Genomic DNA, 13,877 nt, shown 5'->3' with positions numbered 1-13,877 from the left:
AAACCCGTCGCTTCGACCGCCCGTCAACAGGGCGGCGGGGACGACGCACGCCTACCTTCCGGAGGAGACAATGGCGACTCGCACGCAATCCGTGCCGCTCTGGCGGCATCTTTATCTGCAGGTCCTGGTGGCGATCGCGCTCGGTGTCGCGCTCGGACATTTCGCGCCCACGGCCGCGCAGGCGCTCAAGCCGCTCGGCGACCTGTTCGTGCGGCTGATCCGCATGGTGATCGCGCCGGTGGTGTTCTGCGCGGTGGTGACCGGCATCGCCAGCATGCGCGACATGAAGGCGGTGGGCCGCGCCGGCGGCAAGGCGCTGCTGTACTTCGAGCTGATCTCCACCGTCGCGCTCGGCTTCGGCCTGCTGATGGGCCATCTGCTGCAGCCGGGCGCCGGCTTCAACGTGTCGATCGCCTCGCTCGACGCCTCGGCCGTGTCGGGCTACGTCTCGCGCGCCGCGCACGGCGAGGGGCTGACCGGCTTCCTGATGCAGGTGGTGCCCGATACCTTCGTCGGCGCCTTCACGCACGAGGAGATCCTGCCGGTGCTGCTGCTCGCGCTGCTGTGCGGCTCGGCGCTGTCGGTGCTGGGCGAGCGCGTCAAGCCGGTGGTCGAGCTGGTGGACGGCGCCGCGGCGATGATGTTCCGCATCGTCGGCTTCATCACGCGCGTCGCGCCGATCGGCGCCTTCGGCGCGATCGCCTTCACGGTCGGCAAGTTCGGGGTGGGCTCGCTGCTGCCGATGTTCAGGCTGGTCGCCTGCTTCTACCTGAGCGCGCTGCTGTTCGTGTTCGTGGTGCTGGGCGCGGTGGCGCGGCTGGCCGGCTTCAGCATCCTGCGTTTCCTGGTGTTCATCCGCGAGGAGCTGCTGATCGTGCTCGGCACCTCGACCTCGGAGAGCGCGCTGCCGCAGCTGATGCTCAAGCTCGAGCAGCTCGGCTGCCGGCGCGGCGTGGTGGGGCTGGTGGTGCCGACCGGTTATTCCTTCAACCTCGACGGCACCAGCCTCTACATGACGCTGGCCGTGCTGTTCCTGGCCCAGGCCACCAACACGCCGCTCACGCTGACCCAGCAACTGATGCTGCTGGCCGTCACCATGCTGACCTCGAAGGGCTCGGCGGCGGTGGTCGGCGCCGGTTTCGTGACGCTCGCGGCCAGTCTCTCGGTGGTGCCCACCGTGCCGGTGGCGGCGATGGTGCTGGTGCTCGGCATCGATCGCTTCATGTCGGAATGCCGCTCGCTGACCAACCTGGTCGGCAACGGCGTGGCCGCCATCGTGGTCTGTGCCTGGGAGGGGGCGCTCGATCGCGAGCGCCTGCGCGCGGCGCTGCACGGCGAGTTGCAGCACGAGCATCGCTCGGCGGCGGATGGTGCGATGCCGGCCGCGGCCGGGCGTGAGGGCGAGGGTGTCGAGGGTTTGTCGGCCGAGGCCGCGCGGCCGGGGCGCTGAAGCCACGATGGAGATCGACCCGGCAAGCCGGCGCTGCCGATTCGCCGATTCTCCGAGTCAAGCGGCGCGGCGCCTCGGGACGGATGGCCCAGGCGAGCGCCCCCGAGGCGCTGCCGCTCAACGCCCCCGCGCGAGAATCTTCTCCCCCGCATCGCGCGGCAGCAGCAGGCTGTCGACGATCGCCAGCGCGGCCAGCACCCCGATCAGGTCGAAGGCGAGCTGGAAGTCGCCGGGCCCCGGGTTGCCCGGCGAGGAGCCGCCCATGATGCCGGCCACCGACAGCGCCAGCGCGCCGACCGCGATCCCCATCCCCGCGTTCATCTGCTGCAGCACCGAGAACAGCGTGGTGGCATGGCTCATCTGCGCCTGCGGCACGTCGGCGAAGCCGATCGTGTTGAGCGCGGTGAACTGCATCGAGCGCGTCATGCCGGTGGCGAACAGCAGCAGGCAGACCAGCCAGTGCGGCGTGTCGGCGCTCAGCATCGAGCAGGCCACGAAGCCGAGCGCGACCAGCACGCCGTTGCCGATCAGCACCCGGCGAAAGCCGAAGGCATGCATGATCCGCGTGGTGGCCGGCTTCATCGCCAGGTTGCCGGCGAACAGCCATAGCAGCAGGGTGCCGGCCTCCACGGCGCTGTAGCCGAAGGCGAGCTGGAACATCAGCGGCAGCAGGAAGGGCGCGGTGCCGATCGCGGTGCGAAACAGCGAGCCGCCCACGGCCGTGACGCGGAAGGTATCGATCGCGAGCGGCGCCAGGCCGAACAGCGGATGCTCGGCGCGCGCCAGGTAGCGCGCCGATATCACCAGCAGCGCGACGCCGGCCGCCAGCATCAGCAGCGCCAGCAGGCGCGAGACGTCGTCGCGGCTGGCCGCCTCCAGGCCCGCCATGAACAGCCCGAAACCGAGCCCGGTGAGCACGAAGCCCGTCAGGTCGAACGGCGCGCGCTTCGCCTCGCCGTTGCGCACCAGCAGCAGCGCGGCGGCCAGCGCGATCGCGCCCAGCGGCAGGTTGAGCAGGAAGATCCAGTGCCAGCTCCAGTGCGTGCTGATCCAGCCGCCCACCGGCGGCCCGAGGATCGGCGCCACCAGCGCGGGCCAGGTGAGGATCGCGATGGCGCGCACGATCTGCTCCTTCGGTGTGTTGCGCAACACCACCAGCCGGCCGACCGGCACCATCATCGCGCCGCCCAGGCCCTGCAGCGTGCGCGCCGCGGTGAAGGCCGGCAGGCTGCCGCTGGCCGCGCACAGCAGCGAGGACAGCGTGAACACGATGATCGCCGCGGCGAACACGCGGCGCGCGCCGAAGCGGTCGGCCATCCAGCCGCTGATCGGGATGAACACGGTGAGCGCCACCAGGTAGGCCGACACGCCGATCGACAGATGCGCGGCCGCGGTGCCGAAATCGCGCGCCATGGTGGGCAGCGCGGTGGCGATCACGGTCGCGTCGAGGTTTTCCATGAAGAACACGGCGGCGACCAGCAAGGCGGTCGCGGTACGACGATCGAGGGTGGCGCGCATGAGGGGATGAGCGGATCGGGCGACGCGACGGGGCGCGTCTGGCGGGCCGGCCGGCGAGGCCGGTGCGGGATCGAGCGGCAAGTATAGCGGCAGGACGTGAATCAACGTCGGCAGGCGGTCGTTCAAGTAACCTTTAAAAATTACTTTGACAGGTTACTTTGCGGTGTGTAACCTTCGATTCGTCGTTGATCGGGTTACTCGCGACAACGCGATCCCGGTCCGCACCCGGTCCCATCCCGCCCGCCATGCCGTGTCCTGTCGCGGTGAAGCGGGCGGGCTCTCATCCCCCTGCAAGGAAACCCATCATGCGCGCGATCGTCCTGGACAAATTCGGTGGCCTCGACAGCCTCGTCTACCGCGAGATCCCCGATCCCGAGCCGCTGGCCGGCCACGTGGTCATCGAGGTCAAGGCCTTCGGCATCAACCACGCCGAGATGCACATGCGGCGCGGCGAATGGGCCGAGGCCGCGCCGGTCAGCGGCATCGAATGCGTCGGCATCGTCAAATCCTGCCCGGGCGGCGAATTCCCGGTGGGCGCGAAGGTGGCCGCGCTGATGGGCGGGCTGGGGCGCACCATCAACGGCAGCTACGCGGAATTCACGCGCGCGCCGGTGTCGAACGTCGCGCTGATCGAGGCCGAGCTGCCCTGGGTCGAGCTGGCCGCGATTCCCGAAACCTACGCGAGCGCCTGGACCTGCCTGTTCCGCAACCTCGAACTCGCGGCGGGCGAGTTGCTGCTGATTCGCGGCGCGACCTCCTCGTTCGGGCAGGCGGCGCTGAAGCTGGCCGTCAATGCCGGCGCGCGCGTGATCGCCACCACCCGCAACCCCGAGCGCTTCGCGATGCTCGAACGGCTCGGCGCCGCGCGCTGCGAGATCGAGCGGCCCGACCTCGCGGCGCACCTGGCCGAGGCGCGGCAGGTGGACAAGGTGCTCGACCTGGTCGGCAATTCGGTGGTGCTCGATTCGCTCTCGCTGCTGCGCCGGGGCGGGCGCGCCTGCCTGGCCGGCTGGCTGGGCGGGCTCGATCCGATCCGCGATTTCAATCCGCTGCTGCAGATGGCCAGTGGGGTGTCCCTGAGCTTCTTCGGCAGCTTCGTGTTCGGCACGCCCGGTTTCCCGCTCTCGGACGTGCCGCTGCAGGCGATCGCGGCCGACGCGGCGGCGGGCCGGCTCGACGTGAAGCCCTCGCGCGTGTTCGGTTTCGACCAGATCCACGAAGCGCACCGCGTGATGGAGGCGAACCAGGCCGGCGGCAAGATGGTGGTGGTGCGCTGCTAGCCGGCGGTGCCGCGCTCGGCCGTGCCGCGCCTCGATCGCGGCGCGCTGGTCCGCATCTTGCTCGAACCGACGCGTTTTCCCCGCGCCTTCGTCGCGCCGCCCGCCAGCCGCCATCGCGGCGCGGGCGGCGCGGCGACGGCGTACCAGGACGACAATCCGGTGCGCGCGATTGTAGTTTTTACAGCAACCGCCCGGCGTGTCGATCCGCTTCGTCAGACATCGAGCATTTCACGGAGACCGGCATGTCGATCAATCGATGGTTCCTCGGGCGGGCGCTGCGCATCGCCTGCGAGCGGCAGGTGGGGCAGTCCGGCGGCCGCATGCAGGTGATCGCGCATCTGGCGGCGCGTGCCGGCCACGATCGTCATCTGCGGGTCACGGGCCTGGTCGGCGAGACCATCAGCGGCCGGGGCCTGGCCGCGGGCGGCGAGGCGCCGCCGCCGGTGGCGCTGACGCTGAGCGAGGCCGCCGCCGGCCGGGCGCGCTACGTGGTCTACCTGCGCCGCCACGAATTCCACGAACACGATTCCGCGCGCCTGGTGCTGCGGGTCTGGCTGCGCTGGTACTGGCTGGCGGCCTGGCTGGACGATTTCGCCTCGCGCGGTTTCCGGCGCGCCAACGTGATGCGCGTGGCGCGCATGGAGGTGGCCAAGCGGGTTGCCGCGCTGTCGGCCGAGCTGCAGCAGCCGGTGGCGCCCTCGGCGCTGCTGGCGCTGGCCGACGGGCCGCAACTGCCACACGACGCCACGCTCGAGGAGCGCCAGGGTTTCGTCGATCGCGTGCTGCGCACGCTGGTGACGGCCGGGCTGGTGCAGGCCAGGGGCGAGGGTTTCGAGATCGCGCCGCGCGCGGCCGTCGCGCTCGAAGCCTACGACGCCGATCTGCAGCGCTACCGCCAACTGGCGGCGATGCGGCGCGCGATCCACGCGCTGATCCTGGCCACCGGGATCGCCGCGCTGGAAGTGGGCGGCACGGTGGCACCGGCGCCGGCGCCTGACGAGGCGGACCTCTCGGCCGCGACCTGCCGCTCCGGTTGCGGCGCCTGCGATCCCGATTTCAGCGGCGGCCCGGCCGAGCTTGCACCGGCCGCGGCGCTCGACACGGCGGCGCGGCGCCCGGGCGTGTCGACCGGCGGCGCCGGGTTCGCCGGAGCGCGTGCCTCGCGGACCGGCGCGGCGGCACATGCCTCGGCGCCGATACGTGCGTTGACGGCGCGTCGTCTCGCGGCGGCGGGGCAAGGCCGGGCTTGATGCGCTGATGGAAGCCGGTCGGGCGGCAGGGCGCGACGGCGGCGCGAATTCGCCTGTTTCGCATCCCTGAAGAGCGATGCGTGCGGCGATCGCGACGTGAGTCGATCGACGCGTTCGTAGGCGGCGGAGGAGGGTGGGGAAGAGAAAGGACAGCGGAAAGGGAAAGGTCCGGCGGGGAACCAGCACCGGCGGCGCGTGCAGCCGGTGCTGTCGTGGCGGGATACCGCCTGGCTTACTGGCCCGAGGCGGCCTTGGCGGCCGCCGCGCGCTGCTGCGCCTTCTGCAGGTCGTCCGGATAGTTCGGATCGTTGGCCGAGGGCTTGTAGCCGTTCTTCTCGAGTTCCTTCAGCTCGGCGCTGTTCTTGGCACGCGCGGCCTTGCGTTCGGCCTTGTGCTTGGCACGGGCGGCCTTGCGTTTCTCGGCCTTGGTGGGCGTGCTGGCCGCGGCGGCTGCATCGGCGCCGGGGGCGGCGGCGTCGGTCTGGGCCAGGGCGATACCGGAAATACCGAGCGAGAGGGACAACGTCAGCGCGGCAAGAGACAGCTTGCGGGTCGTACGCATCTTGACTTTCTCCTGAAGATTGATGGTTTTGGTGGTACGCGCAACGACAGGGGCGAGACAGGCACGCGGCTCGCCTCTGTCTAACGCATCCGTGGGCCCGCGGGCCGGTGGATGGATGCAATGTAGCAGGACAAATCGAAAGCCGCAGCGATACCCCTGCAAGCCGCTCGCCAGCCGTTCGTATGGCGCGCCATGGCGCCGCGCGCGCTGCTAACGATATGCGATATCGATGGTTAGCCGCCCGGCCCGGCTTCGCTATAGTTTCCGGCTCACCCGCTCCGGAGTCCTGTTCATGTCGTCGTGGTCCATGCCATCGTTCGCCGGCCGGCGTCGCGCCGTGCTGCGCCTGCTCGGCCGTTCGCTGCTGGCGCTCGGCGTCGGCGCCGCCGTCGCCTCGTATTCGAGCGCCGCGCTCGCCCGCGATACGGTGTCGATCGGCTACCAGCGTTCCTCGACGCTGTTCATCCTGCTCAAGCGCAACGGCGAACTCGAGCGGCGGCTCGGCGCGCTCGGCTACGACGTGCGCTGGCACGAGTTCTCCAGCGGGCTGCTGGAGGCGATGAACAGCGGCAGCGTCGACCTCAACGCCGACGTGGCCGACGCGTTCGCGCTGTTCACCCAGGCGGCCCATGCGCCGCTCACCTACTATGCCGAGGAAACCTCGGCGCCCTCGGCGCAAGCGATCATCGTGCCGGCCAACTCACCGATCCACGGCGTCGCCGACCTGCGCGGCAAGCGCATGGCGGTGGCCAAGGGTTCGGGCTGCCACTACCTGCTGCTGGCCGCGCTCAAGCGTGCCGGGCTCGCGCCGGGCGACGTCGATATCCGCTACCTGGAAGCGTCCGACGCGCTGGCCGCGTTTCGCGGCGGCAATGTCGATGCCTGGGTGATCTGGGATCCGTTCCTGGCCGCCGAGCAGCGCGACGACCACGTTCGCGTGATCGCCGACGGGCGCGACGGCCTGGCCGAGTACAACCGCTTCTATACCGCCACCGATGCCTTCGTCGAACGGCACCCGGATGCGCTGCGCGCGGTGTTCGAGTTGCTGAACCAGACCGGCAAGTGGGTCAAGGCGCATCCCGACGAGGCGGCGAAAATTCTCGCGCCCGTGTGGGGCAACCTGCCCGAGGCGACCGTCACGCTCGCCAACAGCCGGCGCAGCTACGAGATCGTGCCGGTGCGTCGCGACCAGCTCGCCGAGCAGCAGCGCATCGCCGATACCTATCGCGCGGCCGGCATGATCCCGGTGGCCGTGAAGGCCACCGACATCCGCATCTGGACGCCGGGGCCGGCCGGCGCCGCCGCCGCCGTCAAGGCCAAGGCGCCCTGACGTGCCGCGGCGGGGCGCGCCCGGCCCGCGCCGCTTCAGAACGGCTTGGTCGGCAGGTACTTGCCGTCCAGCGTGATCACCGCGCGCGAGCCGCCTTCGGGATCGTCGACCTTCTTGATGTCGAGCCGGAAGTTGATCGCGCTGATGATGCCGTCGCCGAACTGCTCGTGGACCAGGGCCTTGAGCGTCGAGCCGTAGATCTGCACGATCTCGTAGAAGCGATAGATGGTCGGGTCGGTCGGCACGCCGCCGGGGATGCTGCCGCGCAGCGGGATGGTCTGCAACTGGCGCACCGCGTGCTCGTCGAGATCGAGTTTGGCGGCCACCGCGCGCGCGGCCGCCTCGGGCAGCGCGTGCTGGCCGAGCAGGGCCGCGGTGACGAAGGCCAGGCTCAGGCCGGTGCCTTCGTTGATCTGCTCGAAGCTCAGGTCCTTGCGGATCTTCGCGTCGAGGATCGTGTCGGTGAGGGCCTGGCGCGGCGCCTGGCTGGTTTGCGACTGGGGCATGCTTGACTCCTTTCTGGGTGAAGGCGACGGAAATCGTCGATGAACGATGAGGGGAAGGGCGTGGCTCAGGCGGCCGCGCCGAGTCGCGCCGGCGTGGCGCGTACATTCGGATGTCCGGCGAGCGACACGAAGCGGCCGGTGGCGCCGTCGAGCGCCTCGATCGAGCCCGTGCCGATCTCGTAGACCCAGCCGTGCAGGGCGAGCCGCCCCTGGTCCAGCGCGAGCCGCACCGAGGGATGCGTGCGCAGGTTGGCGAGCTGGGCGATCACGTTCTCGCGCACCATCGAATCGACGCGCGCGCGCTCGTCGGCATGCTCGCGCGCCTCGTTCACCACCTTCGCCGAATCGGCATAACGCAGCCAACTGCGCACCGCCGGCATGTGGTCGAGGCAGCGGCAGGTGGCGATCGCCGTCATCGCGCCGCAATCGGAATGGCCGCAGATCACCACGTCGCTCACGCCCAGCGCGGCCACCGCGTATTCCACCGAGGCACTCACGCCGCCAGGCTCGGGGCCGTAGGACGGCACGATATTGCCGGCGTTGCGGATCACGAACAGGTCGCCCGGCTCGCGCTGCGTGACCAGCTCCGGCACCAGCCGGCTGTCCGAGCAGGAGATGAACAGGGTGCGGGGATGCTGGCTGCCGGCCAGCTCGCGGAACAGCGCCGAGCGCTGCGGGAAGGCCTCGCGCTGGAACTTCAGGAAGCCGTCGATGATGTCCTGCATGGTCGCTCCTTCATGGTCCGGTGATGAACCGATGAGCGCAGCATGCGCCGCCGCTGCCATAGCGTCCAAGACCGGTTTATTATCATCGGCATTGGTAAAACCAATAGTTCAGGGACCTTCATGCTGCTGCGGCACATCCGGTATTTCCTCGCGGTGGCCGAACACCGCAACTTCACGCGCGCGGCCGAGGCGCTGCACGTCTCGCAGCCGACGCTGTCGCAACAGATCCGCCAGCTCGAGGACGCGCTGGGCGCGCCGCTGCTCGATCGCTCGGGCCGCGCGATCGGCCTGACCGACGCGGGCGTCGCCTATCTGCAGCATGCGCGGCGCGCGCTGCAGGACCTCGAGGCGGGGCGGCGCGCGATCCACGACGTGCGGGAGCTGAGCCGCGGCGCGCTGCGCATCGCGGTCACGCCGACCTTCACCGCCTACCTGGTGGGGCCGCTGTTCGACGGTTTTCATCGGCGTTATCCGGGCATCACGCTGGACCTGGTGGAGTCGACCCAGGATGCGATGGAGGCGATGCTCAACGAGGATGCGATCGATCTCGGCATCGCCTTCAGCCAGACGCAGTCGCCCGAGATCGAGGTGCGGCCGCTGTTCGTCGAGACGCTGGCGATGGTGGTGGGGGAGGCGCATGCGCGCGCGCGGCGGCGCACGGCGCTGCCGGCGCGGGAGCTGGCGGACGAGGCGCTGGTGCTGCTGCATGGCGAGTTCGCGACGCGCCATACCATCGACCGCTACCTGCGCGCGCAGGGCATCGCGGCGCGTATCGCGATGGAGGTCGATTCGATCGGCGCGAGCATCGAACTGGTGCGGCGCGGCACGCTGGCCACGCTGCTGCCGGCGGCGATCGCGCGCGAGCAGCCGGGGCTGCGCCTGGTCAGGCTGGAGCCGGCGCTGCCCGAGCGCACCGCCGCGCTGCTGCTGCGCAAGGGCGCCTATCGCAGCGTGGCGACCGAGGCCTTCGTCGAGATGGCGATCGCCGAGGGCGGCAAGTTGGCCGGGGATGGCGGCGGCAAGGTGCGCCGTCGGGACGCCGAGCCGGCCGAGTGAGCCGCTAGAGCCGCTAGAGCCGCGCGAATTTCGTGATTCGCGGCGGCGGCCTGCCCGGGCTCAGGCGCGGGCCGTCGCCGTGTCGATGCGGAACACCGCGATGCTGGCATTGAGCTGGCGCCCCTGGTCCTCCAGCGCCGTCGAGGCGGCCGCCGCTTCCTCGACCAGCGCCGCGTTCTGCTGCGTGACCTGATCCATCTGCGTGATCGCCTGGTTGACCTGCTCGATGCCGCGGCTCTGCTCGGCCGAGGCGGCGGCGATCTCGCCGACGATATCCGTCACCTGGCCGACCGCCTGGGTGACCGCCGTCATGGTGGCGCCGGCCTCGTCGGCGAGCCGGGCCGCATCGCCGATCTGCTGCACCGAGCCGCCGATCAGCTCCTTGATCTCGCGCGCGGCGCTCGACGAGCGCTGCGCGAGGCTGCGCACCTCGCCGGCCACCACCGCGAAGCCGCGCCCCTGGTCGCCGGCGCGCGCCGCTTCCACGGCCGCGTTCAACGCCAGGATATTGGTCTGGAAGGCAATGCCCTCGATGATGCCGGTGATGTCGGCGATTCGCGCGGACTTGCTGCTGATCTCGCCCATCGTCTCGACCACGCGGCCCACTACCGCGTTGCCGCGCGTGGCCACCTCGGAGGCGTTGGCCGACAACGTATTGGCCTGGCGCGCGTTGTCGGCGTTCTGCTTCACGGTGGCGGTGAGCTGTTCCATGCTCGAGGCGGTTTCCTGCAGCGAGGCGGCCTGCTGCTCGGTGCGCGAGGACAGATCGGTATTGCCGGCCGCGATCTGGCCGGAGCCGGAGGCGATGTTCTCGGCGGCCGAGCGTACCTGGGCCAGCAGCGTCACCAGGCTGCGCTGCATCTCGTCCATCGAGGCCAGCACGCTGCCGGCGGGCGCCTGCCCGGCGCCCGGCACCGGGCTCAGGTCGCCGGTAGCGACGCGCTGCGTGATGCTCGCCAGCTCGGCCGGCTCGGCGCCGAGCTGGCGCAGCAGGCGGCGCGTGATGAAGACGCCGGCCGCCACCGCGATGGCGATCGCGACCAGGCAGATCGCCACCAGCAGCGCGCGTTCCACCGCGTAACGCGCCTCGGCCTCGACGATCAGCTCGGCCGAGCGGCGGCTGGTGGCATCGGCATAGGTGTTCGAGGCCTGGATCAGCGCGGCCAGCAGCGGCCGGCACTTCTCGATGATCTCGGCGATCGCGGCGTCGTGCTGGCCTGCCAGCGCGAGGCGGTCGATGTCGAGCGCGACCGGCCGGTACAGCCCCTCGATGCGCGCGATCTCGGCGGCCTGCTGGCGCGACTCGTCCGACATGTCGCGCGCGTTCGCGACCATCCGGCCGAATTCCTCGAGATGGGTTTCGACGCGTTGCTCGGCCGCGAGCACGGCGGCTTTTTCCAGCTCCACGTCGGCCGGCGAGCTGACCAGCACGAGGTTGCGCACGGCCACCGCGCGATCGTCGACGGCGGCGCGGATCGCGCGGGCCATGTCGGCGCGTGCGTTGATGCCGTTGACGTAGCGATAGAAACGCTGGTTCGCGTCGCCGAGCGCCTTCAGGGAGAAGCCCGAGACGATCAGGACGACCAGGCTCAGCGCGCCGAACGTGAGCAAGAGGGAAGCCTTGGCAGAGAGATGCTTGAGACGCATGGGATGGTCCGTTCCTGGGCCGTGAAAAGAAGCATGGGGAATGCACGGGTCGGGCGAATCGATGAGGTGCCTATCGAATTCCGTGTCCGTGGCCTTGCTTATCGGCAGCGCAGCGGGCTGGCGCAGGGTGCGCGAGGCCCGTTTGCGCGCGCAAAGGTTTGCTTTTGTTTAAGGATTGTCAAATCGGGGCGCGGCGCGGCTGATCGCAAGCACGAAGGGCGCGTCGTGCCCAGCGGGATCGGCGCGAAAAACGGAAAGACAGTGTTTTCCGTTTTTCGATATATCTTTGGAAATATTGCGGTAAGAATGCGACGCTTCGCATTTCCGTTCGCAGGAACCCCCGCAATGAAAAGAAAGGACTGGCTGATCGGGCCCGCGGTGTTCGCGGTCTCGGCCGGTAGCTACGCCGCGTCCACGCCCGAGGCCGCCGCCTTGCCCGAGATCAGCGTCAGCGCGCCGGCGCCGCTCGGCGGGTTCGCCTCGGTGCCGCGGTACGACACCGAGCAGGTCCGGCTGGGGCCGTTCGGCACGGTGTCGCTGCGCGATACCGCGATGTCGGTCACGGTGGTGCCGCGGGACCTGATCGTCAACCAGCAGGCGCGTACCGTGAACGACACGCTGCGCTACCTGCCCTCGGTCGAGATCCGCAACCAGCAGGGTTACGAGGTGTCGCGCCCGCAGTCGCGCGGCTTCCAGGGCAGCATCGTGCAGAACACGCGCCTGAACGGCTTCAACGTGATCGGCACCACCGCGATCGCCGCCGAGAACCTGGACAGCGTGCAGGTGCTCAACGGCATGGCCGGTTCCTTGTACGGGCCCGCCACGCCCGCCGGCGTGTTCGACTACCAGACCAAGCGGCCGACCGACAAGCCCCTGCTGCGCTTCACCGAGGGCTACGATTCGGACAGCGAATTCACCGAGAGCCTCGATGCCGGCGGGCGCGTCGGGCCGGCCGGCGCGATCGGCTATCGTTTCAACCTGGTGCATGGCGAGGGCGGCAGCTGGGCGCCCGGCAGCAGCAGCAACCGCAGCTTGCTGAGCGCCGCCTTCGATTTCCACCTCGACAGCCGCACCGTCGTCGAGACTGATGTCAGCCATTACTCGACGCGCATCACCGGCTTGCCCGGCAGCATCACCTACGACAGCGGGCGCAGCACGCTGCTGCCGCCCGCCGTCGACCCGACACGGCTCGGCTACGGCCAGCCCGGCGCCGGCACCGACCTGACCACCCATACCGCCTCGATCAAGCTCCGGCACGCGTTCAACGACGACTGGAGCCTCGAGGTCGGCTTCCTCTACCAGAACGCCGAGCGTGGCCTGTACGGCATCACCAACAACCTGGTCGACGACAGCGGCGACTACAAGGTCACGCGGAACTTCAACGCGGTGCCGCATTTCTCGATCGCCAGCAACCTGCTGTCGCTGAACGGCCGTTTCAGCGTGCTCGGCATGGAGAACGACCTGACGCTGGGAACCAATGGCTTCGTCAACGGCCAGTATTCGTACCGCAATTCGATCGCCACGCCGCTGGGCAGCGCGAACCTGGCCAATCCCGCGGTGTTCGCCTTGCCGCCCGTGCCCGGCAACGGCGGGCAGTATCGCTCCGCGACGCTGACCGAGCAGACCATCGTGGTGGGCGACACGCTGCACCTGAACCGCCAATGGGCCGTGCAGGGCGTGCTCGGCACCTCGTTCATCGACCAGCGCAGCTACAACGCGGCCGGCAAGACCAGCAGCGCCGATTCACGCGATGCGCTGCTGAGCCCGACCGTGAGCCTGATCTACACGCCGCTGAATTCGCTGACCACCTACGCGAGCTGGTCCGACAGCGTGGAGGAGGGCGAGCAGGCGCCGGCCGGCACCGCCAACGCGAACCAGTTCATGTCGCCGTATCGCGATCACCAGATCGAGATCGGCGCCAAGTACGCGGTGTCCGACAGCCTGCTGCTGTCGCTGGCGGCGTTCCGCATGACGCGGCCGCTGGCCAGCACCGGCGCGGCGGACAATCTGTTCTCGGTGATCGGCTCGCAGCGCAATACCGGCGTCGAGCTGTTCGCGCAGGGCGATGCGCTACCGAGCCTGAGCGTGTTCGGCGGGGTGACCTACATCGACGCGAAGCTGCTCGATACCGGCGTGCCCTCGACCAACGACCAACTGGTGGTGGGCGTGCCGAAGCTGAAGGCGGATCTGGCGGCCGACTTCCACCCGGCCTTCGCGCACGGGCTGGCGCTGACCGGTGCGGTGCATGTCGAGTCGCGCCGCGCGGCCACCAATACCAATAATTCGTTCGCGGCCGGTTACGCCACCTTCGACCTCGGGCTGCGGTATTCGGATCGCTTCTGGGGGCACCACGACACGCTGCGCTTCCAGGTCGTGAACCTGACCAACAAGGATTACTACGCGTCGGTGGCCGATGGGAACATCGTCGGCAGCCCGGGGGCGAACACGGCGTATCTGGGGATGCCGCGGGTGTTCATGGCTTCGTTGGAGCTGGATTACTGAGCGGCGGGACGGAGGCGGGAGAAGTCGCGAGGCGGGCGCCGCATCGAACGC

11 protein-coding genes are annotated in these 13,877 nt (G+C 69.7%); 6 read left to right on the top strand and 5 right to left on the bottom strand.

Annotated features, from left to right (window positions below):
* Positions 1-70: 70 nt before the first annotated feature.
* Positions 71-1,450 (top strand): C4-dicarboxylate transporter DctA, encoded by a 1,380-nt coding sequence (dctA, locus tag FB600_RS01560; protein WP_145756128.1) that lies wholly within the window; start codon positions 71-73, stop codon positions 1,448-1,450.
* Positions 1,451-1,567: 117 nt separating this feature from the next.
* Here dctA and FB600_RS01555 read toward each other — a convergent pair whose 3' ends face one another.
* Positions 1,568-2,968, bottom strand: a complete 1,401-nt coding sequence (locus FB600_RS01555; protein ID WP_105820844.1) for a DHA2 family efflux MFS transporter permease subunit — start codon at positions 2,966-2,968, stop codon at positions 1,568-1,570.
* Between the two features lie 305 nt (positions 2,969-3,273).
* Between FB600_RS01555 and FB600_RS01550 the strand changes: the two genes are divergently transcribed.
* Positions 3,274-4,248, top strand: coding sequence for a zinc-binding dehydrogenase (locus FB600_RS01550; RefSeq protein WP_098152590.1), 975 nt, complete (start codon positions 3,274-3,276; stop codon positions 4,246-4,248).
* A 242-nt stretch (positions 4,249-4,490) separates the two neighbouring features.
* Entirely contained in the window at positions 4,491-5,498 is a 1,008-nt protein-coding gene (locus tag FB600_RS01545) for a hypothetical protein (RefSeq protein WP_145756127.1), read from the top strand.
* Between the two features lie 232 nt (positions 5,499-5,730).
* Here FB600_RS01545 and FB600_RS01540 read toward each other — a convergent pair whose 3' ends face one another.
* On the bottom strand, positions 5,731-6,060 hold the full coding sequence (locus FB600_RS01540; RefSeq protein WP_013690473.1) for a DUF4148 domain-containing protein: 330 nt from the start codon (positions 6,058-6,060) through the stop codon (positions 5,731-5,733).
* Positions 6,061-6,352: 292 nt separating this feature from the next.
* On the opposite strand from FB600_RS01540, the gene FB600_RS01535 reads away from it, so the two are divergent.
* Positions 6,353-7,390, top strand: coding sequence for an aliphatic sulfonate ABC transporter substrate-binding protein (locus tag FB600_RS01535; RefSeq protein ID WP_145756126.1), 1,038 nt, complete (start codon positions 6,353-6,355; stop codon positions 7,388-7,390).
* Between the two features lie 35 nt (positions 7,391-7,425).
* On the opposite strand, the gene cynS is transcribed toward FB600_RS01535, so the two are convergent.
* Both cynS and FB600_RS01525 read right to left on the bottom strand, forming a co-directional pair.
* Positions 7,426-7,896 carry a cyanase gene (gene cynS / locus FB600_RS01530; RefSeq protein WP_025100266.1) on the bottom strand — a complete coding sequence of 157 codons (471 nt, stop codon included), beginning with the start codon at positions 7,894-7,896 and terminating at the stop codon, positions 7,426-7,428.
* Between the two features lie 65 nt (positions 7,897-7,961).
* Positions 7,962-8,621, bottom strand: a complete 660-nt coding sequence (locus tag FB600_RS01525) for a carbonic anhydrase (RefSeq protein ID WP_036056045.1) — start codon at positions 8,619-8,621, stop codon at positions 7,962-7,964.
* 120 nt (positions 8,622-8,741) lie between these two features.
* Between FB600_RS01525 and cynR the strand changes: the two genes are divergently transcribed.
* Positions 8,742-9,677, top strand: a complete 936-nt coding sequence (gene cynR / locus FB600_RS01520) for a transcriptional regulator CynR (RefSeq protein ID WP_145756125.1) — start codon at positions 8,742-8,744, stop codon at positions 9,675-9,677.
* Positions 9,678-9,737: 60 nt separating this feature from the next.
* Here cynR and FB600_RS01515 read toward each other — a convergent pair whose 3' ends face one another.
* Positions 9,738-11,324: a methyl-accepting chemotaxis protein gene (locus FB600_RS01515; RefSeq protein WP_098183024.1), complete on the bottom strand. Its 1,587-nt coding sequence runs from the start codon at positions 11,322-11,324 to the stop codon at positions 9,738-9,740.
* A 345-nt stretch (positions 11,325-11,669) separates the two neighbouring features.
* Between FB600_RS01515 and FB600_RS01510 the strand changes: the two genes are divergently transcribed.
* A complete protein-coding gene (locus FB600_RS01510) occupies positions 11,670-13,826 on the top strand; it encodes a TonB-dependent receptor (protein ID WP_186068470.1) in 2,157 nt (718 codons plus the stop codon).
* Positions 13,827-13,877: the final 51 nt, after the last annotated feature.

Origin of the sequence: Burkholderia sp. SJZ089 (genome assembly GCF_007828315.1) — a bacterium.
GTDB classification, from domain to species: Bacteria; Pseudomonadota; Gammaproteobacteria; order Burkholderiales; family Burkholderiaceae; genus Burkholderia; species Burkholderia gladioli.
This window is presented reverse-complemented; position numbering and strand designations above follow the sequence as displayed.